The sequence below is a fragment of the Saccharothrix sp. 6-C genome (genome assembly GCF_016695385.1).
Taxonomy (GTDB): domain Bacteria; phylum Actinomycetota; class Actinomycetes; order Mycobacteriales; family Pseudonocardiaceae; genus Actinosynnema; species Actinosynnema texasense.
Genome location: NZ_CP064192.1, coordinates 5369185 through 5390186, shown reverse-complemented (window position 1 = coordinate 5390186; position 21002 = coordinate 5369185). Strand labels below are relative to the sequence as shown.

General features: G+C 72.3%; 11 protein-coding genes. 8 read left to right on the top strand and 3 right to left on the bottom strand.

Annotated elements, in window-relative coordinates; translation table 11 throughout:
• The first annotated feature begins 4 nt into the window (after positions 1 to 4).
• Entirely contained in the window at positions 5 to 1345 is a 1341-nt protein-coding gene (locus IOD16_RS22380; RefSeq protein WP_201435994.1) for a glycoside hydrolase family 6 protein, read from the top strand.
• Between the two features lie 144 nt (positions 1346 to 1489).
• On the opposite strand, the gene IOD16_RS22375 is transcribed toward IOD16_RS22380, so the two are convergent.
• The gene (locus IOD16_RS22375; RefSeq protein ID WP_201435993.1) at positions 1490 to 4372 is read right to left on the bottom strand and encodes a glycosyl hydrolase family 95 catalytic domain-containing protein; all 2883 of its coding nucleotides are present in this window, start codon (positions 4370 to 4372) and stop codon (positions 1490 to 1492) included.
• 517 nt (positions 4373 to 4889) lie between these two features.
• Between IOD16_RS22375 and IOD16_RS22370 the strand changes: the two genes are divergently transcribed.
• A complete protein-coding gene (locus tag IOD16_RS22370) occupies positions 4890 to 7583 on the top strand; it encodes an RICIN domain-containing protein (protein ID WP_201435992.1) in 2694 nt (897 codons plus the stop codon).
• A gap of 51 nt (positions 7584 to 7634) precedes the next feature.
• Here the strand turns inward: IOD16_RS22370 and IOD16_RS22365 are convergent, their stop codons facing one another.
• Complete coding sequence (locus IOD16_RS22365) at positions 7635 to 8198, bottom strand: DJ-1/PfpI family protein (RefSeq protein ID WP_123747147.1); 564 nt, start codon at positions 8196 to 8198, stop codon at positions 7635 to 7637.
• A gap of 217 nt (positions 8199 to 8415) precedes the next feature.
• Complete coding sequence (locus IOD16_RS22360) at positions 8416 to 8673, bottom strand: hypothetical protein (protein ID WP_123747148.1); 258 nt, start codon at positions 8671 to 8673, stop codon at positions 8416 to 8418.
• Positions 8674 to 9442: 769 nt separating this feature from the next.
• On the opposite strand from IOD16_RS22360, the gene IOD16_RS22355 reads away from it, so the two are divergent.
• The 6 genes from IOD16_RS22355 (at position 9443) to IOD16_RS22330 (ending at position 20990) form a co-directional block, all read left to right on the top strand.
• Positions 9443 to 14827 (top strand): ThuA domain-containing protein, encoded by a 5385-nt coding sequence (locus IOD16_RS22355; RefSeq protein WP_201435991.1) that lies wholly within the window; start codon positions 9443 to 9445, stop codon positions 14825 to 14827.
• Positions 14828 to 14925: 98 nt separating this feature from the next.
• On the top strand, positions 14926 to 16212 hold the full coding sequence (locus IOD16_RS22350; protein WP_123747150.1) for an ROK family transcriptional regulator: 1287 nt from the start codon (positions 14926 to 14928) through the stop codon (positions 16210 to 16212).
• Positions 16209 to 17723, top strand: a complete 1515-nt coding sequence (locus IOD16_RS22345) for a sugar ABC transporter ATP-binding protein (RefSeq protein WP_201435990.1) — start codon at positions 16209 to 16211, stop codon at positions 17721 to 17723. The genes IOD16_RS22350 and IOD16_RS22345 overlap by 4 nt, the downstream gene beginning before the upstream one ends.
• Positions 17720 to 18739, top strand: coding sequence for an ABC transporter permease (locus IOD16_RS22340; RefSeq protein WP_201435989.1), 1020 nt, complete (start codon positions 17720 to 17722; stop codon positions 18737 to 18739). The genes IOD16_RS22345 and IOD16_RS22340 overlap by 4 nt, the downstream gene beginning before the upstream one ends.
• Positions 18740 to 18776: 37 nt before the next feature.
• Positions 18777 to 19811 (top strand): substrate-binding domain-containing protein, encoded by a 1035-nt coding sequence (locus IOD16_RS22335; RefSeq protein WP_201435988.1) that lies wholly within the window; start codon positions 18777 to 18779, stop codon positions 19809 to 19811.
• Between the two features lie 39 nt (positions 19812 to 19850).
• The gene (locus IOD16_RS22330) at positions 19851 to 20990 is read left to right on the top strand and encodes a Gfo/Idh/MocA family protein (RefSeq protein WP_201441505.1); all 1140 of its coding nucleotides are present in this window, start codon (positions 19851 to 19853) and stop codon (positions 20988 to 20990) included.
• Positions 20991 to 21002: the final 12 nt, after the last annotated feature.

Below are 21002 nucleotides of genomic sequence, written 5' to 3'. Positions count from 1 at the left end.
CCCGATGACCCGCAGGAAGCAGACCACGGCCGCGTGCCTCCTCTCGAGCGCGCTGCTGGCCGGGGCGGTGGCCCTGGCGGTCGGCGGCGGCGCGACGGCGCAGGCGGCGGACTCGGCGTTCTACGTCGACCCGTCGAGCTCCAGCGCGAAGTGGGTCGCCGCCAACTCCGGCGACTCCCGGGCCGCGGTGATCCGCGACCGCATCGCCTCGGTGCCGCAGGCGCGGTGGTACACCACCACCAACACCTCGACGGTGCGCTCGGAGATCAGCTCGTTCGTCGGCGCGGCCGCCTCGGCGGGCAAGGTGCCGATCCTGGTGGTCTACAACATCCCCAACCGCGACTGCGGCGGGGCCAGCGGCGGCGGCGCGCCCTCGCACCAGGCCTACCGGGCGTGGGTGGACGAGGTCGCGGCGGGTCTGGCGGGTCGACCGGCGACGATCGTGCTCGAGCCCGACGTGCTGCCGATCATGAGCAACTGCCAGAGCGCCGACCAGCAGAGCCAGACCAGGGCGTCGATGGCCTACGCGGGCAAGAAGCTCAAGTCCGGCTCCGCGCAGGCCAAGGTGTACTTCGACATCGGCAACTCGGCGTGGCTGAGCCCGTCGGAGGCCGCCAACAGGCTCCGCGCCGCCGACATCTCCAACAGCGCCGACGGCATCGCCTCGAACGTGTCGAACTACCGCAGCACGTCCGACGAGGTCGCCTACACGAAGAACATCCTCAACGCCCTCGGCGACGGCAGGCTCACCGCCGTGATCGACACCAGTCGAAACGGCAACGGCCCGCTGGGCACCGAGTGGTGCGACCCGGCCGGGCGCGCGATCGGCACGCCCAGCACGACCAACACGGGCGACTCCAAGATCGCCGCGTTCCTGTGGGTCAAGCTGCCGGGTGAGGCGGACGGCTGCATCGCGCCGGCCGGCCAGTTCGTGCCGCAGCGCGCGTACGACCTGGCGATCGCGGCGGGTCCGACGTCGACCAGCACCACTACGACGACAACGACGACCACCACGACCACGGGCAACAACCCGGGTGGCGGCTGCACGGTGACTCACCGCGTGGTCAGCCAGTGGACGGGCGGGTACACCGGCGAGATCGTGATCGGGAACCGGGGTGCGGCCCTCAACGGCTGGACCCTGACCTTCTCGGCGCCCGGTGTGACCGTCGCGCAGGGCTGGAACGGGACGTGGACGGACACGGGCGACGTGGTCCGGGTCTCCAACACGTCCTGGAACGGGTCGCTGCCGACCGGTGGCACGACGACCATCGGTTACAACGCGAACTACAACGGGACCACACCGCCGTTCGGCTCACCCGCCCTCAACGGCACGGCGTGCTCCTGACCCCGTAACCGGCCCTGAAAAGCGGTTCCCCGTCCCGATTCGCCTCCGCGGGACGGGGAACCGCTTCGGCGCGTCCGCGACACCCGGCGGCGCGGTGCGGCGGCCGGGTCCGACGGCCCCCGGGCGTTCGACAGGGCGTGCCGCTCACCCGGCGACGATCCGCCACTCCTGGTTGGCGCCGCCGGTGACGGGCCACTGCACGACGCGGGCGCCGTCGACCGTCGAACCGCCCTCCACGTCCACGCACAGCCCGGTGCGCACGTTGACGACGCGGTGGTAGCCGCCGCCCGCGTCGACGAGCCGCCACCACTGGTTGTCGCTCCCGGTGTCCTGCCACTGGTCGAGCCGGGCGCCCTGGCCCGACCCGCCCGGGCTGTCGAGCAGGCGCCCGCTGTGCCGGGCCGCGAGCCGGCACGAGCCGTCCGCGTTCGGCAGGAACCGCCACTGCTGGTTGAGGCTGCCCGTCGCGCTCCACTGGACGACCTCGGCGCCGTCGGCGACGCTCGCGCCGGCGACGTCCAGGGCCTTGCCGCTGGCCCGGTTGACCAGCCGGTGCCAACCGGTCGGCAGGGAGGTGGCCGGCAGGGACACGGTGAGGTCCGTGCGCCGCCCCGCGACCAGCGTCACCTCGCGGGCGTGGCCGCCCAGGGGCGACGCGGCCACCGGCGCCGAGGTGGCCACCGACGCCATCCCCGGCCTGCTGATGAGCGTCACGTCCTGGTCGACGGCCGAGGTGACGGACAACGCGGCCGTGCGGGCGGCGAGGTCCCAGGTGAAGGTGTGGACGTGGATCCGGCCGCGCGCCCGCACGCCGGTGATCGTGCCCCTGGCCAGTTGCGCGGGCAGGGCCGGGAGGATCTCGAGCACCCCGGGACGGGAGTAGGCGAGCGCTTCGGCCAGCACGCCGGGGATCGCGTTGGCGGCGTCCGCGTTGTAGATGTCCAGGTCGGGGTTGTGCGAGGTCATCAGCGACCGGAAGAGCATGTTGTTGCCGATGATCTTGCGCAGGTTGGCGTAGACCTGGCCGCCGTCCTTCAGCCGCGCGCCCGCCAGCGCCCGGTGCAGGCTGCCGTGGGCGGAGACGTTCTGGTCGCCGCGCAGTTCCAACGCGCGCAGCGCCGGCCGGACCAGGGCGGGCTCCTCCTCGGGGTTGATCTCGTGCAGCGGCCAGGCGCCGTAGAGGTGGTGGACGTGCCGGTGGTCGTACCGGTCGCTCAAGCTCGGCCAGGACCACTCGGCGAGCGCGTCGTCGCCGTTGATCCGGTAGTCGGGCAGCTTGGCCAGCAGCGCCGTCCACCGCGCGACGCCCTGGCCGGCGCCCTGCTCGACACCGAGGGCGCGGGCCGCGGAGATCGCGGCCTGGAGGGCGTGCCTGCCCGCCATGATGTCGCCCGTCGCGTTGACCGCCAGGAGGACACCGGTGTTGCCGGGGCTGTTCTCCATCGAGAACGACGGCACGAACACGACCTTGCCGCTCGAATCCGTCCGGGTCAGGAAGTCCTCGTAGAACAGCGCGAGCTCCATCAGGGCGGGCCCGAGCTCGTCCCGCAGGAACGCGTGGTCGCCGGTGACCTCGTAGTGCTCCACCAACGGGTACAGCAGCCAGTCGGCGCCGCCGGTCCAGGTCTGGCCGGGGAAGCCCGGGTCGAAGTGCAGCATGTGGCCGTGCTCGCCGTCCGTGCGGGACGGCGCGAGGAAGCCGCGGGCTCCGTAGAGGTTGCGCGCGTTGGTGCGCCAATGGACGAGCTGGCCGAGGACGAGGCTGAAGTACCCCCGCATGGCCTCGGGCGTGTCGAGGGTGTTGCCGCCGGCGACCTGGAGGTTGACGTTGGCGTCGGTGGTGAAGTCGTCGGCCCACGCGCCGGACCACGTGCCGGTCCAGATGCCGGTCAGGCGTGGCGGCAGGACGCCGCTGGAGCTGATGAAGAGGTACCGGCCCGAGTCGTAGAGGCGTTCCAGCAGGGCGAGGTCGATGACGCCGCGGTCGGCGTTCTGGCGGGCGATCAGGTGGCCGGTGGACAGCCGCCGGTCGGCCTCCGGCACGCCCAGGTCGAGCCGCGACCGGTCGTACATCCCGGTGTGGACCGCGGCGTGCCGGGAGCGCAGGGCGGCGTAGTCGGCGCCGAGGGCGGCCAGCTGGGCGTGCAGCGGCCGGGAGTCCCACGCGGTCGGCGACTCGTACCGCTCCAGCTTGGTGAGCAGCAGCAGCCGGGTCGCGCCGGCCACGACGACGGTCGACCCGCTCGCGGTCACGGTGCCGCCGGTCGGGACGACCCGGGTGACGCCCTCGTAGCCGAAGGCCCCTTGCCCGGCCGGGTACGTGCCGCGCAGGGTCAGGTAGCCGGAGCCGCCGCTGATCGTGGCCGCGGTGGTGTAGCCCACGGTGTCGGGCCGGCCCTCCAGCGCGGTGTTCACGCTGAGCGTGGTGTCCACGGTCCGGCCGGTCGCCGGCAGCAGCTCGTGGACGATCACCCGGTCGGTCCGCGAGACGAACGCCCGCCGGGTCCAGGCGCCGGAGCCGTCGGTCCAGGCCGAGGTGACCTCGCCGGTGCGGAAGTCGGTGACGCGCGCGTAGTCGTCCACCGCCGTCGCGCCGGGAGTGGCGATGCGGAGTTCGTAGGCCGGGTGGTAGGTCTGCGTCCACCGCAACGTCCACCCGGCCGCGAAGTCCCGGTTCGCGCCGGCGTAGTCGCCCGCCAGGGCCTTGTCCCGCGCGGCTGCCAACCGTCCGGCGGTCACCGGCGGGGTGACGGAGCGGGTGCCGTTCGGCAGCACCAGCCGGTGGTAGTTGAAGATCACCTTCTCCAGGGCGGGCGCGCCGTGCAGCACCGCGCCGTACTCGCCGTTCCCGGTGAGGAACCCGTCGGTCCACGCCGTCGCCGGCGCGGTGTCGTGGATGCCGCGCTCCGGCAAGGTCACCTGCGGTGGCACGGCGGCGTCGGCCCGCCCACCCGGCAGGCCGACGGCGGCTCCGGCCGCCAACGCGGTGAGGGCGAGGAAACCCCGCCGGTCCACTGGGCCGTCCACGGCGCACGCTCCTTCGTCCGATCGCGGGGGAGGAGGCCGCCCGGCCGCCGGGTGCACGGCGGGCGGACCACCTCTCGTGGCGTGTCGGCGGCGTGTCCGCGCGATGACGACCGGCGGACCGACATGGGATGGATTTATAGGACCACCGGCGGGTCGGTGTCCATACCGCACGGCCAAGCGGTGGGTCGGGTCGGTCGACCAAGCTGGTCAAGACCTCGGGCCAGTACTCGCCACCGCAGCTCCGGGTGCCGAAACCCTTCCGGGGGGATGGGATGTCTTGTTAGCCTGTCGATGCCCTTGATCCCCCGCCCCGCGTCCTCATCGCGGGCCCGCGGGCGGCAGATCCCTTGCGACGGGCCGGGATCAGTAGCACACATCTCGCGCAGGTCCACCCGTCCGGAAGCGGCGAAGTGCCCTGGAACCCCGCCCGTGCGCGGACCCGTCGACGCACGGGCGCGCGACCGCGGCGCGCTCGGCGAACACGTCTGATCGGAAACCAAGCGAAAGGGAGAAGAAGGTGAGACCAGTCCACACCGCCACGAGGTCGTTGGTGGCGATCGCGGTGTTCGTGTCCGCCGCGCTGCTGCCGTCCTTCGCGGACCACTTCCAGGCCTCGGCCGCCACCCAGGCGACGTACTACGTCGCACCCGACGGCAACGACGCCAACCCCGGGACGATCACGGCGCCGTTCAAGACCGTGCAGCGCGCGCGGGACGTCGTCCGCACGACGAACGCGAACATGACCGGCGACATCTACGTGTACCTGCGCGGCGGCAACTACCCGGTGAGCAGCACCATCGAGTTCGCGCCCGGGGACTCGGGCACGAACGGCCACCGGGTCGTGTACTCCGCCTACCAGAACGAGACCCCGGTGCTGAGCGGCGGCGTGCAGGTGACCGGGTGGACGCAGCACGGCGGCAACATCTGGAAGGCCCCGCTCAACCGCGCCACCAAGCTGCGGGCGCTCTACGTCAACGACAAGCGCGCGTTCATGGCCACCAAGACGATCAGCTCGCAGGGGTGCTACGGCACGTACAACATCACCGCCGGGCAGGCGTCCTGGGCCCGGGAGTCCGGCTCGCAGTGCGACGGCGCCAAGTACTCCCCGGCCGACCTGCCCGCCATCTCGCGCAACGCCGACGACATCGAGATCGAGACGGCGACGACCTGGACGACGGCCATCGCGGGCGTCCGCCAGGTCACCACGAGCAGCGACGGCGCCAGCCGCGTGGCGCTGTTCCAGCAACCGGGCGCGGCCATCGCCCAGGGCGCGTTCAACGGCAACCACCAGGTCGGCGGGAGCCACAAGTTCATGAACGCCTACGAGTTCCTCGACTCGCCGGGCGAGTTCTACTTCGACAAGACCGCCAAGACGCTGTACTACTACAAGGCCGACTCCGAGAACATGGCGACGGCGACGGTCCACGCCCCGAACAACGTGGCCACCGTGCTCCGGATCGCCGGCACGTCCACGACCAACCACGTCCGGAACATCACGTTCGCGGGCCTCACGGTGCAGCACTCCGACTGGAACCTGTTCACCGTCGCCGGGTCCTCGTTCAAGCAGGCCCAGCAGGGCAACCTGGGCAACACCGTGTACGTGAAGGGCAACTTCCACGTCTACTACTACCGCAACGTCGACGTCGCGCCGGGCATCGTCCAGATCGAGAACGCCGACCACGTCCAGTTGCAGCGCAACCGCGTCCAGCACACCGGCGCCGACGGCATCAACATGGTCAACGACGTGCAGGACACCCAGCTGACCGGGAACCACACCAACGACATCGCGGGTTCCGCCATCACCGTCGGCCACCCCCAGCACGTCTACATCGGGGACCACACGTCGACCAACGGCGAGAAGTACTCCGCCCAGGTGGAGGGGTTGCCCAAGAACATCGAGATCAAGAACAACTACCTCTACGACAGCGCCGTGCTGTTCAACGGGCACAGCCCCATTTCGGCCTACTTCGCCGACGGCCTTACGGTGCAGCACAACCGGATCGAGAAGAGCCCGTGGTCGGGCATCACGCTCGGCTGGGGCTGGTGGAACTTCGACGGGTCGTCGGGCTCGATCGCGCCCAACCGGCCGACCACCACGGCGAAGAACAACAACATCAGCTACAACCACATCATCGACACGGTGCAGCGCCTCAGCGACACGGCCCCCATCTACACGCTGGGCAGCCAGCCGGGGACCACGATCACGAACAACTACCTCCAGGGCGTCCCGGCGGGCCACAAGTACGGGCTCCACCCGGACGAGGGCTCGGCCTACATCACCTTCCGCGACAACGTGCTGAGCGTGGACAAGAACGTCACGTGGCTCATCAACTCCGACGACTTCGGGCGCAAGCACGATCTGAGCATCACCCAGACCTACGGGCCGATCAACAAGGTCTCCAACAAGAACCTGCCGAACAGCACCGTCCAGGACATCCTCGTCTCCTCGGACTACGTCTGGCCGGCGGCGGCCTACGGCATCGCGGTGAGCTCCGGCCTGGAGGACGCCTACCGGGACATCGTCCCGCCGGGCAACCACTCCGCGCCCGACCACGCCCTGCCGGCGAGCACGTTCGTCGGCGCCGGCAGCTCGTCGATCCCCGTCCGGAGCACCGGCGACGCGACCAGGACGGTGTGGTTGGCCCCGCAGGGCACGACCACCTTCGCGGTCGGTCCGACGATGACCAGGGCGAGCGGCGCCGCGACGACCATCGAGGTGCCGGCCACGTCCGGTGACTACCGGCTCTACGTCGTGGACGCGCAGGGCAACCGGTCGGCCGAGTCGAAGTCGATCGTCCGGCGCCAGGGCGGCGGCGGACAGCAGGGCGTCACGATCGTCGGCGGCCAGTCCGGCCGGTGCGTCGACATCCCCGGCACGACCGTCACCAACGGGGCCCAGGCCCAGTTGTGGGACTGCCACGGCGGCACGAACCAGCGCTTCACCCACACCTCGGGCAAGCAGCTGCAGGTGTCCGGGACCAAGTGCCTCGACGCCAACAACCAGGGCACCGCCAACGGCACCGCGGTGGTGGTCTGGGACTGCAACGGGCAGACCAACCAGCAGTGGAACGTCAACGCCAACGGCACCATCACCGGGGTGCAGTCCGGGCTGTGCCTGGACGCCAACGGGGCCGCCACCGCGAACGGCACCAAGATCATCCTGTGGTCCTGCGGCGGCGGCGCCAACCAGCAGTGGAGCCTGCGCGGCTGAGCCGACCCGGGCCGGCGCGGATCCACCGCGCCGGCCCACCGCGCCGTGCCGTCAGGCGGGGATCTGCGACTTCTCCAGCACCGCCATGAACGCGCGCGACCATAGGGGGAGGTCGGGCCAGCCGCGGCACGACACCATCGCCCCGTCCACCACGTCCGGCTCGTCCACGAACGTCGCGCCGGCCAGCTCCACGTCCGTCCTCAGCGGTGGGAAGGCGGCGGTCCTGCGGCCCTTCAACAACCCCAGCGCGGCGGGCACCTGCGGGCCGTGGCAGATCGTGCCGACCGGGAGCCCCCGGTCGAAGAAGTGGCGCACCACCCGCCCCACGTCGGGACTCGTCCGGATGTACTCCGGCGCCCGCCCGCCCGGGATCACCAGCCCGTCGTACTCCTCCGGGTCGACGTCGCCGAACGCCAGGTCCACCGGCAGCAGGTGGCCGGGCTTCTCGGTGTAGGCGTCCCAACCGGGCTCGAAGTCGTGGACCACCAGCTTGACCGCGCGCGTCGTCGGAGCGGCCACGACCGCCTCGTGACCACCCTCGCGCAGTCGGAACACCGGGTACATCGAGTCGAGTTCCTCGGCGGCGTCCGCCGTCAGGACCAGCACCCGAGCCATGCTCGCTCCTCGTCCCCGCTCGACGCGCCGCCGTGCCCCGAGGCTCGCGGACGGCATCGGAACGCTTGAGCGGACTAGATGTCGAACCGGTTCGATCAACACATCGGACCGTACGGGGTCGACGGTCGCCCGCACAATCGGCCGGACAGGTGCCCGGCCGCCGCCGGCGGGGGGACGCGCCCCGCTCCGGTCCGAAGTGGACGGTGTCGGCGCCGCGTCACACCCAGCCGCGCTCGCAGGCGATCACGCCCAGCTGGAAGCGCGACCGCACGCCCAGCAGGTTCTGCAGGCGCGTGATCCGGCGGTGCAGGGTGCGGAGGCTGACCCCCAGCTCCCGGGCGATGGCCTCGTCGATCGCGCCGGTGCGCATGAGCAGCAGCAGCCGCCGGGTCTCGTCCGTGGGTTCGAGGTCCACCTCGCCCACGTCCCGCCCGGCGGCCGACATGGTCGGTCGCGCCGGCTCAAGCGTGGTCATGGCGGCACATGTCGAAGACACCTCGCACGGGTGTGGACGTCAAGGGAGCAGGCGGGACTCGTCGAAGATGGGTCTTACTCTTGGCCGGCGCGACCGGACAGCCCGTGTCCGACGTCCGCCTGGAGCCGACCGGTCTCCGAGCGTGTCCGGCACACAATGACAGCGTCCCGAAGCCGTTCAAGTCAAGGGAAGAGGGCCGTCGATCTCAAAATGTCCGGATTCGGCCGGCTCGGTCGAGGTGCTGCCGGTGCCCTCGATCGGTGGGTCGGGGTGCCTCGGCGGAGCTGATGAGTCGTACTCATCCGGTCGGTCCGGCTCGGTCGGGTCGGTGTGAACGTGCACAGCCGACAGGCGGCCGACGGCGCCGGCCGGCCGCCGCCGGGAGGCCTACCCCGTCGCGGCGATCGGACGCACGGCACCGTCCACTCGCGACGGACCGGCCCGAGCGCGCGCGGACCGCTCGGACGTCCGGATGACTTCGGCCGGTTGCCGAACTTTCCGCGCGGGCGCCCGGCGCGTGCGCGCGCAGTCTGCGGCGGCGCGGCGGCGGAGTAAAGCCGCCGAACGCGGTATCCGCGGGCTTCCGGCAGGTCGCGGATTGGCGGGTTGTGGACATCCGGCGACCTTGACCCCCTGGAAAACGCCTCATTAGTTTGTTTACCCGACAGACGAATCCTGTCATCAGCCGTTCGGCGTGTTTATCGGCTTGGAGGCCTCAATGGTGAGCTCGTCCAGACGCGGTAGGAGACGGTGGTCGGTCGTCGCGGTCGTGGCCGCGCTGCTCGGGTCGCTGGTCTCCTTGGCCGCACCGGCCCAGGCGCACCCGGGCCACGGCGACGAGACGTTCAAGGCACTGGTCTTCGGCAAGACCGCCGGCTTCCACCACCCGTCGATCGACGCGGGCGTCGCCGCGATCCGCCAACTCGGCGTCGAGCACGGCTTCACCGTGGACGCCACCGACGACGCCGCCGCGTTCACCGACGCCAACCTCGCCGAGTACGAGGTCGTGGTCTTCCTCTCCACCACCGGCGACGTCCTCGACGCCACCCAGCAGGCCGCCTTCGAGCGCTACATCAAGGCAGGCGGCGGCTACGCGGGCGTGCACGCCGCGGCCGACACCGAGTACGACTGGGCCTGGTACGGCGACCTCGTGGGCGCCTACTTCGCGGGCCACCCCGAACCGCAGGACGCGACGGTGAAGGTCGTCGACCCGGCGCACCCGTCCACGGCCGGCCTGCCGCAGTCCTGGCGGCGCTTCGACGAGTGGTACAACTACCGCACCGACCCCTCCGCCGACGTGCACGTGCTCGCCGAGCTGGACGAGACCAGCTACCGCGGCGGCACGATGGGGTCGAGCCACCCGATCGCCTGGTGCCAGGACTACGACGGCGGGCGGTCCTGGTACACGGGCCTCGGCCACGCCGACGAGTCCTTCGCCGAGCCCGCCTTCCTGGACCACCTGCTCAAGGGCATCCAGACCGCGGCGGGCGCCGTGGAGGCGGACTGCTCGGCCACCCGGACCAACGCCTTCGAGAAGGTCACCCTCGACGACACCACCGCCAACCCGATGGAACTCACGATCGCCGACGACGGCCGCGTGTTCTACATCGACCGCAACGGCGCGGTGCGCGTGATCCGGCGTGACGGCGCGGTCGTCACCGCCGGCACGCTGAACGTCTACACCGGACAGGAGTTCGGCCTCCTCGGCATCGCGCTCGACCCCGACTTCGCCACGAACAACCAGCTCTACCTGTACTACTCGCCCGCGGGCGCCGAGGCCGTCGACCGGGTCTCCCGGTTCACGCTGGAAGGCGACACGATCGTGGCGGGCAGCGAGAAGGTCCTGCTCACCGTCGCGACCCAGCGCGAGCAGTGCTGCCACGCCGGTGGCGCGCTGGAGTTCGACAACGACGGCAACCTCTACATCACCACGGGCGACAACACCAACCCGTTCGCCTCCGACGGCTACTCGCCGCTCGACGAGACCGCCGGCCGCTCGGCCTGGGACTCGCAGCGCTCCGCGGCCAACAGCAACAACCTCAACGGCAAGATCCTGCGCATCACGCCGCAGGACGACGGCACCTACACCGTCCCGGCGGGCAACATGTTCCCGGCCGGCACGGCCAAGACCCGGCCCGAGATCTTCGCCATGGGCTTCCGCAACCCGTTCCGCATCGGCCTCGACCCGCGGACCAACAAGCTCCAGGTCGCCGACTACGGCCCCGACGCGGGGCAGGCCAACCCCCAGCGCGGCCCGGACGGCCGCGTGGAGTGGAACGTGGTGGACCGGCCCGGGTTCTACGGCTGGCCGTACTGCGTCGGCGACAACACCCCGTACGTCGACTACGACTTCGCCACCGGCGCCTCCGGCGCGCAGTTCGACTGCGCCGCCCCGGTGAACAACTCGCCGAACAACACCGGCATCACCCAGCTGCCCGCCGCGATCGGCACCAAGATCTGGCAGGGCAAGACCAGCACGGGCAACCCCGAGATCGGCGGCAGCGGCGCGCCCATGGCGGGCGGCACCTACCGGTACGACGCGGAGCTCGCCTCCGAGCACAAGTGGCCCGCCTACTGGGACGGCAAGGCGATCTGGGGCGACTGGAACGACAACCGGCTGTTCTCGCTGCAGCTCGACGCCGAGGGCACGGGCGTCGCCGACATCAGCCGGATGCTGCCGGGGATGGCGTTCAACCGGCCGCACGCCATGCAGTTCGGCCCGGACGGCGCGCTGTACCTGATCGAGTGGGGCTCCGGTTTCGGCGGCAACAACGCCGACAGCGGCGTCTACCGCATCGACTACGTGCGCGGCGACCGCGCGCCGGTCGCGGCCGCGAAGGCGGACAAGACCTCCGGGCACGCGCCGCTGACCGTGCGCTTCGACTCGGCCGGGTCGCGCGACCCCGACGGCGACGAGCTGACCTTCGCGTGGGACTTCGACGGCGACGGCGCCACCGACAGCACGGAGGCCGCGCCCAGCCACACCTACACCGCGAACGGCGACTACACCGCGCGGCTCACCGTCACCGACCAGGGCGGCCGGTCCGCGGTCGCCAACGTGCGCATCGTCGTCGGCAACACGCCCCCCGTGGTCACGTTGACCGCGCCGGCCGACGGCGGCTTCATCGACTTCGGCGACCAGGTCTCCTACCGGGTCACGGTCACCGACGCCGAGGACGGCGCGGTCGACTGCCAGGACGTCGTCGTGCAGCCCGCCCTGGGCCACGACGAGCACTCCCACGGCTACGAGCAGTACCGCGGCTGCGAGGGCCTGGCGCTGATGTCGGGCGACGAGGGCCACGTGGGCGCGAACATCTTCGGCGTCCTCACCGCGAAGTACACCGACAAGGGCGGCGCCGGCGCGTCCCCGCTGACCGGCGAGTCGATCCTGGTGCTCCAGCCCAAGCACAAGGAAGCCGAGTTCTACACGGCGACCGGCCGCACCGCGGACGGCGTGGGCGACGACACGGCGGGCGTGCAGCAGGAGGAGACCACCGACACCGGTGGCGGCAGGAACATCGGGTTCATCACCGACGGCGACTGGTTCTCCCTGCGCCCGGCGACCCTGGAGGGCATCGAGCAGGTGCGGTTCCGGGTGGCCTCGGGGTCCGAGGGCGGCCGGCTCGAGGTCCGCGTCGGCGCGCCGGACGGCCCGCTCGCGGGCACGGCGACCTTCGCCGGCACGGGCGGCTGGCAGAACTGGACCACCGCCACCGCCGAGATCGCCGACGACGTCCCGGCCGGGTCCGAGCTGTACTTCGTCACCCGCAGGCCGCAGGGCAGCACGACGACCAGCTACCTGGCCAACGTGAACTGGCTGGAGTTCGCCGGTCGCGGCGTGACGCACAACCAGCGGCCCGCGGTCGAGGCCTCGGCCACCGCGACCACGGGCACCACGCCGCTGAAGGTCGACTTCACCGCGTCGGCCACCGACCCGGACGGCGACACCCCGATCGGCTACACCTGGGTGTTCGGCGACGGCGGCACCGCCACGGGCGCGTCGGTCAGCCACACCTACACCGCCCCGGGCACCTTCAACGCCAAGGTCACCGCGACCGACGCGCGGGGCGCGAGCGGGACGAAGACCATCCCGATCACCGTCCGCGCGCCCGACGTCACCTGCTTCGCCGGCCGCTCGGACGACTTCCTCGGCGCCGCGCTCGACCGGGACCGGTGGACCACCGTGGTGCGGGAGAACCAGGACCTCGCGGTGCGCGACGGCCGCCTGGTGCTGCCGACCGCCCCGTCCGACATCTACGGCACCACCAACACCACGCCCAACATCGTGCTCCAGGACCTGCCGTCCGGGCCGTTCCAGGCCACGGCCAAGGTGCGCGTGCCCGTGCGGCGCGCCTACCAGCAGGCGGGCCTGGTGATCTACGGCGACGACGACAACTACGCGAAGATGGTGCTCGAAGGCCGGTCGGACACCGACGACGCGGCGAGCCGGATCTTCCAGTTCATCCGCGAGGAGGCCGGGCAGCCCAACGAGGTCGCCGAGTCCAACACCGCGGCGCTGGGCGCCGGGTTCCCCGACTCGGTGTGGGTCCGCTTCACCAGCGACGGGCAGAACCTGACCGCGTCCTACAGCGCGGACGGGCAGGCGTTCACCGACATGCCGCAGACCAAGGCGCTGGCGGGCATGGTGAACCCGAAGATCGGCCTGCTCTCGCTCGTGGGCGGCGGCGGTGACCGCCCGGTGGTCGACGCCGAGTTCGACTGGTTCACCCTCACGCCCGACGACCGGGCGTCGGTGGCGCCGGACGACGACTTCGCCGGCACGGCGCTGGACGGGTGCCGCTGGAACGCCGTCGTCCGACCCGACCCGGCCCGCTACGGCGTGGCCGACGGCAGCCTGCGCATCGACACGAGCGCCGGCGACATCTACGGCGGCGCGGCCGACGAGCCGGCCAACTTCATCCTCCAGCGCGCCCCCGAGGGCGACTGGGTGATCGAGACGGAGGTGGACGCGTCGGCGTTCGACGAGCGCTACCAGCAGGCCGGCCTGATCGCCTACGCGGACGACGCGAACTACGTGAAGCTCGACCACATCGCCACCAACGAGGCGGGCACGCCCGTCCAGCGCGGCGTGGAGCTGCGCACGGAGAGCGGCGACGTGGTGGGCGAGCCGCAGCCCGGCGCCAACGGCCTCACCGGCGGGGTGTGGCACCTGCGGCTGGCCAAGTCCGGTTCCACCTACACCGGCTCCTACAGCGCGGACGGGCGGACCTGGACGTCGCTGGCGGCCGTGGTCAACGAGAACCTGGCCGGTGCGAGGATCGGGCTGTTCGCCCTCGGCGGCGGTCAGACCGCGTCGAAGCCCGCGAAGTTCGCGCACTTCCGGGTGGTGACGGACCGCACCGCCCCGGTGCTGTCGGTCGTCAGCGACCCGGCGTCGCCGGGCACGGGCGGGTGGTGGACGGGTCCGGTGACCCTCACCGCCTCCGCGACCGACGACCAGGCGGGACCGGTGCGCGTCGAGTACCGGGTGGGCACGGGCGACTGGACGGCGTACACGACGCCCCTGTCGTTCGCCGACGACGGTGAGCGGGTGGTCGCGTTCCGCGCGTCCGACGCCGCGGGCAACGTCTCGGAGGAGAAGACGGCGACGGTGAAGATCGACCGCACCGCGCCTCGGCTCACCGTGAAGGTGGACAACGCACCCGGCCCCGAGGGCTGGTGGACGCGGCAGGCGCTGGTCTCGGCGACGGCCACCGACGACGCGTCCGGCGGACCGGTGCTGGAGCACCGGCTCGACGGCGGCCCGTGGCGGCCCTACACCGGCGTCGTGCGGGTGGGCGACGGCGTCCACCGGGTGGCGGTGCGGGCGACCGACGCGGCGGGCAACACCTCCGCCGAGCAGTCGGTCGAGGTGAAGGTGGACACCGCGCCGCCGGTCACGAAGGCCAAGCCGGGCAAGTCCGCGGCCAGGGTCCGGCTCACCGCCTCCGACGCCACCTCGGGCGTCGCCCGCACGGAGTACCGCATCTCCGGCGGCAAGTGGCAGGTCCACCGGGACGGGGAGATCCACCTCCGGCCCAACGGCAAGGAGTACCTGGAGTACCGCTCGATCGACGTGGCGGGCAACGTCGAGGCCACCGGCCGGTACACGCCCCGGCCGGGTCGCGACGACGGCTGCTGGCAGCACGTCTGACGGTCGCGGGTGAGGCCCGTCCGGGCCTCACCCGCTCGACCCGCCCTTCCTCGCGGTGCCACGCCCCGCCCCCACCCGCCCGAGAACCGAGGAGTGCCATGAGGAACGGGCCGACTCGCCCGCGCACGGGCGGCTCGACCGCGGACCAGGCCACGGTCCGCCGGCACAACCTCTCCGTCGTGCTGTCGCACCTGCGCGACCACGGGCCGAGGTCGCGGGCCCGGCTCGCCGGGGAGACGGGGCTGAACAAGGCCACCGTGTCCAGCCTGGTCGCCGAGCTCGTCGACCGCGGCCTGGTGGGCGAGGGTGAGACGGAGCGGGCCACCGTCGGGCGGCCGGGCCAGATCATCCGGCTCGACGGCGAGCACGTCGTCGCGGTCGGGGCCGAGGTCAACGTCGGCTACCTGTCGGTGCTCGCGCTCAACCTGCGCGGTCAGGTCGTGGCGCGGCAGCGGATCGCGCTGGACACCACCGCGCTGGAGCCGGCGCTGGTGCTGGCCCGGCTGGCCCGGCTGCTGGACTCCGCGCTGGTCGGCGTCACGGCCCGGCCGGTCGGCGTGGCCATCGCCGTGCCCGGCCTGGTCGAGGCCGACACCGGGGTGGTGCGCGCGGCGCCCAACCTGGGGTGGACCGACATCCCGGTGGTCGCCGAGATCAGCAGGCTGCTCGGCGAGCCGCCGTACCCGGTGCTGCTGGACAACGAGGCCAACCTCGCGGCGCTGGCCGAGGTCGAGGCGCAGGGCCTGGACCGGGGCGGCGACCTCATCCTGCTCACCGCGGCCGCCGGCGTCGGCAGCGGCATCGTGGTGGGCGGGCGGCTGTTGCGCGGCGCGCAGGGGTTCGCCGGCGAGGTCGGGCACATGCGCGTGCGCGACGACGGCCCGCCGTGCGCGTGTGGCCGCACGGGTTGCTGGGAGGCCGCCGTGGGACTCAACGCGCTGCTCGCCGCCGCCCCGGAGCACGAGCCGGCGCGCACGTCGGCGCACGAACCGGAGCACGACCCGCTGCCGGACCTGGAGCGCCGGCTGGCCGACATCGGCGAGCGGGCCGCGGCGGGTGACGAGCGGGTGCTGGCCGCCATCGCCGACATCGACCGGTGGCTCACCATCGGCGCGGGCATCCTGGTCAACGCCTTCAACCCGCACCTGCTGGTGCTCGGCGGCTACTTCGCCGCGCTGCGACCGTGGATCGCCGGGTCCCTCCGCGAGGAGCTGCGCGGCCACGTCTTCGCCCGGGACATCGGCGGCACGCGCGTCGCGTTCTCGCCCCTGGGCTTCTCCGGCCCCGTGCGCGGCGGGGCGTCGCAGATCCTCGACCGCGTCTTCCGCGACCCCGTTCTCGTCGAGCCGGTCGACAAGCCCTTGGCACAGGAGGAAACCGTATGACGGCCACGACAGCCCCGCTGCTGTCCGTCCGGGGCGTGGTGAAGCGCTTCCCGGGCGTGACCGCCCTGGGCGGGGTCGATTTCGACGTGCGCGCCGGCGAGGTGCACTGCCTGCTCGGCCAGAACGGCGCCGGCAAGTCGACGCTGATCAAGGTGCTGGCCGGCGCGCACCGCCCGGACGAGGGCGAGATCCGGTGGCGGGGCGAGGTCGTGTCGTTCGACAACCCGACCGCCGCGATGCGCAGCGGCGTGGCCGCCATCTACCAGGAGCTGGACCTGGTGGCCGGGTTGTCCGTCGCCGACAACGTCTTCCTCGGCCACGAGCTGTCCACGGCGGGCTTCACCCGCCGCGCCGAGGTCCGCCGCCGCACCCGGGCCCTGCTCGACCGGCTCGGCCACCCGGACATCCCGCCGGACCGCGACGTCGGCCGGCTGTCCGCGGCGAACCAGCAGATCGTCAGCATGGCGCGCGCCCTGTCCCGCGACGGGCAGCTGCTCATCATGGACGAGCCGTCCGCGGTGCTGGACCAGGACGAGGTGCGCAAGCTGTTCGCGGTCATCCGGGAGCTGACCGCGCAGGGCGTGGCGATCGTCTACATCTCGCACCGGATGGAGGAGATCCGCGAGATCGGCGACCGGGTGACCGTGCTCAAGGACGGCCGCACGGTGGCCACCGGCCTGCCCGCCCGCGAGACCCGCACCGCCGACCTGATCAGGCTGATGACGGGCCGCGACGTGGAGTACGCCTTCCCGCCCCGAGAGCCGGTCGACCCGACCGCGCCGGAGGTGCTGGTGGTGCGCGGGCTGGCCGCGGGGGAGCGGTTCGCCGGTGTCGACCTGACCGTCCGCGCGGGCGAGGTGGTCGGGCTCGCCGGGCTCGTCGGGTCGGGGCGGTCGGAGATCCTGGAAGCCGTCTACGGCGCGCGCAAGCTGACCGCCGGCACCGTCGAGGTGGACGGCAAGCGGTTGCGGCGGGGCAGCGTCGGCGCGGCCGTGCGCGCGGGTGTCGGGCTGTGCCCGGAGGAGCGCAAGAGCCAGGGGCTGCTGCTGGACCAGGCCGTGTACCGCAACATCACGGTGTCCACGCTGTCGGCGTTCTCCCGCTTCGGCTTCCTCGACAGCGGCGCGGAGCGCGCGCGTTCGCGGGAGCTGACCACGGCGCTGGACGTCCGGCCGCCGGGGGTGGACCGGGCGGTGCGCACCCTGTCGGGCGGCAACCAGCAGAAGGTGGTGCTGGCGCGGTGGCTGCTGCGCGAGTGCCGCGTGCTGCTGCTCGACGAGCCGACCCGGGGCGTGGACGTGGGGGCGCGCAGCGAGATCTACGAGCTGATCCGGGACCTGGCCGGCCGCGGCGTGGCCGTGGTGGTCGTGTCCAGCGAGGTCGAGGAGGTGCTCGGGCTCGCCGACCGGGTGCTGGTGGTGCGCGAAGGCCGGGTCGTCCACGAAGGGCCGGCCGACGAGATCGACGAATCCCGGGTCCTCGACCTGGTCATGGAAGGAACCGCCGCATGAGCGAGAACACCACCGCGGTCAGGCCGCCGGCCGCGGACCGCGCGAAGGGCGGCGTCACCGCGCTGCTCGGGTCCGCGGCCGGCCGCAACACCGGTCTCGTCGTCGCCCTGGTGCTGCTGTGCCTGGTCGGCGTGGCCACCGCGGGCGACCGGTTCGCCGACGTGGACAACGTGCTCACCATCCTGCGCCTCGCCTCGGTGATCGGCGTGGTCAGCGTCGGCATGACGTTCGTGATCACCGGCGGCGGCATCGACCTGTCCGTCGGCGCGATCGTCGCGCTGTCCTCGGTCTGGGCCACCACCCTCGCCACCCAGGCGATGGCCAACGACAGCCACTGGCTCGTCGTCGTGTTCGCCGCGCTCGCCGTGGGCGCCGGCTGCGGCGTGGTCAACGGCCTGCTCATCGCCTACGGGCGGATCGTGGCGTTCATCGCGACGCTGGCCATGCTCGCCGCCGCCCGCGGCCTGGCCGAGATCATCTCCAACCGCAAGACCCAGATCGTGGACGTGCCGGGCTTCTCCTCGTTCTTCGACGCGTCGGTGCTCGGCGTGCCGGTGCTGGTGGTGATCTTCGCGCTGGTGGCCGCCGTGGGGTGGGTGGTGCTCAACCGCACCACGTTCGGCCGGCGGACCTTCGCCGTCGGCGGCAACCCCGAGGCCGCCCGGCTGGCCGGCATCGACGTGCGGCGGCACACCGTGCTGCTCTACACGCTGCTCGGCGTGTGCTGCGGCATCGCCGCGGTCATGCTGATCGCCCGCACCACCACCGGCAGCTCCACCCACGGCGGCCTGTACGAGCTGGACGCCATCGCCGCGGTCGTCATCGGCGGCACGCTGCTGTCGGGCGGTCGCGGCACGATCGCGGGCACCGTGTTCGGCGTGCTGATCTTCACCACGCTGTCGAACGTGTTCACCCTGAACAACCTCTCCATCTCCGCCCAGGCCGTCGCCAAGGGCGCGATCATCGTGATCGCCGTCCTGCTCCAGCAGCGGCTCGCCCGCCGCAGCGGCGCCTGACCCCGCCACCACCGCCGCCACATCGAGGAGCAACCTCATGTCTCGCAAGGCAACAACCCGTCTCATCGCCGCGCTGTCGGTCGGCCTCGCCCTCACCGCCTGCACCGGCAACACCCCGGAGCCCGCCGCCGGCACCGGCGACCAGGGCGGCGCCCGGGTCGCCAACGACGAGCCCGGCGAGAAGGTCGTCATCGGCTTCTCCGCGCCCGCCGCCGACCACGGCTGGATGGCCGCGATCACCAACGCCGCCAAGGCGGAGGCGGCGAAGTACTCCGACGTCGAGCTGAAGGTGGTGGAGGGCACCAACGACGTCAACCTCCAGATCAGCCAGGTCGAGACGTTCATCAACGACAAGGTCGACGCGATCGTGCTGCTGCCGTTCGACGGCGCGGCGCTGACGCCGGTGGCGCTCAAGGCGATGAAGGCCGGCATCACGGTGATCAACGTCGACCGCGAGTTCGGCAGCCCGTTCGCGGCGCGCTCCACCGTCCTGGGCGACAACTACGGCATGGGCGTGTCCGCCGGCACCTACGTCTGCCAGGAGCTCGGCGGCAAGTCCGACGCGGTCGTGGCCGAGATCGCCGGCATCGACTCGCTGCCCCTGACGCAGGAGCGCAGCAAGGGCTTCGCCGACGCCCTCGGCGACTGCGGGTTGAAGGTGAACAACCGCGTGGCCGCCGAGTTCACCGTGGAGAGCGGCGAACGGGCCGCGGCCAACCTGCTCCAGGCCGCACCGCGCATCGACGCCCTCTGGAACCACGACGACGACCAGGGCGTCGGCGTGACCGCGGCGATCAAGAACTCCGGTCGCAGCGAGTTCTTCATGGTCGGCGGCGCGGGCTCGGCCAACGTCATGCGTGAGATCAAGGCCGCCAACGGCCTGCACAAGGCCACCGTGGTCTACCCGTCCACACAGGGCGCGGACGGCATCCGGCTGGCCCGGCTGGCCGTGCAGGGCAAGAGCCTCGGCGACCTGGTCGAGGTCGAGGTGCCGCGCCAGGTCGAGCTGTTCGCCCCGGTCGTCACCAAGGACAACGTCGACCGCTACCTGCCCACCGCCTTCGAGTCCTAGGAGATCACCGCTGTGACGACAGCGACGCTGGGTATCGCGATGATCGGCCACGCCTTCATGGGAGCCGCCCACTCCCAGGCGTGGCGGGTCGCGCCCCGCTTCTTCGACCTGCCGCTGCGCCCGGTCATGGCCGTGGTGTGCGGTCGGGACCGGGCGCGCACCGAGGCCGCCGCCGCGCGACTGGGCTGGGCGGAGGCCGCGACCGACTGGCGGGCCGTGCTGGACCGGGACGACGTGCAGGTGGTGGACATCTGCACGCCCGGTGACACGCACGCCGAGATCGCCGTCGCGGCCCTGGCCGCGGGCAAGCACGTGCTGTGCGAGAAGCCGCTGGCCAACACCGTCGCCGAAGCCGAGGCGATGGCGGAGGCGGCGGCCGGCGCCGCCGCGGCGGGCGTGCGGGCGATGGTCGGGTTCACCTACCGGCGCGTGCCCGCGCTCTCCCTCGCCCGCGAGCTCGTGGCGCGGGGCCGGCTGGGCCGGGTCCACCACGTGCGCGCCCAGTACCTCCAGGACTGGATCGTCGACCCGGCCGCGCCGCTGTCCTGGCGGCTGCAGAAGGAGCGGGCCGGCTCCGGCGCGCTGGGCGACATCGGCGCGCACATCGTCGACGCCACCCAGTTCATCCTCGGCGACACCATCCGCGAGGTGTCCGGGACGCTGGAGACGTTCGTGTCCGAGCGGCCCCTGGCGGCCGAGCACTCCGGGTTGTCGGGCACCGCCGTGTCCGACCGCACGGGACCGGTCACCGTGGACGACGCCGCCCTGTTCCTGGCCCGGTTCTCCGGCGGCGCGCTCGGCGCGTTCGAGGCGACCCGGTTCGCGAACGGCCGCAAGAACGCCATCCGCATCGAGATCAACGGTTCGGCGGGCAGCCTGGCGTTCGACTTCGAGGACATGAACGTCCTGCACTACTACGACGGCGGCGACGACGCGGCGGTGGCGGGCTTCCGGCGCATCGTCGTGACCGAGCCGCAGCACCCCTACGTGGACGCCTGGTGGCCCGCGGGTCACGGCCTGGGCTACGAGCACGCGTTCACCCACCAGGCCGTCGACTTCGTGCGCGCGGTGGCCGCCGGGACCGATCCCGCCCCGTCGTTCGCCGACGGGCTCCAGCTGCAGCGCGTCCTGGCCGCCGTCGAGGCGAGCGCGACGTCCCGCACCTGGCAAGACGTCTGAGAGGAGAACGAG

What these genes read in the sequence shown, in the direction of transcription:
- IOD16_RS22380 (WP_201435994.1), top strand. Translation starts at nt 5, where the DNA reads ATGACCCGCAGGAAGCAGACCACGGCCGCGTGCCTCCTCTCGAGCGCG.
- IOD16_RS22365 (WP_123747147.1), bottom strand. Translation starts at nt 8,198, where the DNA reads ATGGCTCGGGTGCTGGTCCTGACGGCGGACGCCGCCGAGGAACTCGAC.
- IOD16_RS22360 (WP_123747148.1), bottom strand. Translation starts at nt 8,673, where the DNA reads ATGACCACGCTTGAGCCGGCGCGACCGACCATGTCGGCCGCCGGGCGG.
- IOD16_RS22350 (WP_123747150.1), top strand. Translation starts at nt 14,926, where the DNA reads ATGAGGAACGGGCCGACTCGCCCGCGCACGGGCGGCTCGACCGCGGAC.
- IOD16_RS22345 (WP_201435990.1), top strand. Translation starts at nt 16,209, where the DNA reads ATGACGGCCACGACAGCCCCGCTGCTGTCCGTCCGGGGCGTGGTGAAG.
- IOD16_RS22340 (WP_201435989.1), top strand. Translation starts at nt 17,720, where the DNA reads ATGAGCGAGAACACCACCGCGGTCAGGCCGCCGGCCGCGGACCGCGCG.
- IOD16_RS22335 (WP_201435988.1), top strand. Translation starts at nt 18,777, where the DNA reads ATGTCTCGCAAGGCAACAACCCGTCTCATCGCCGCGCTGTCGGTCGGC.
- IOD16_RS22330 (WP_201441505.1), top strand. Translation starts at nt 19,851, where the DNA reads ATGATCGGCCACGCCTTCATGGGAGCCGCCCACTCCCAGGCGTGGCGG.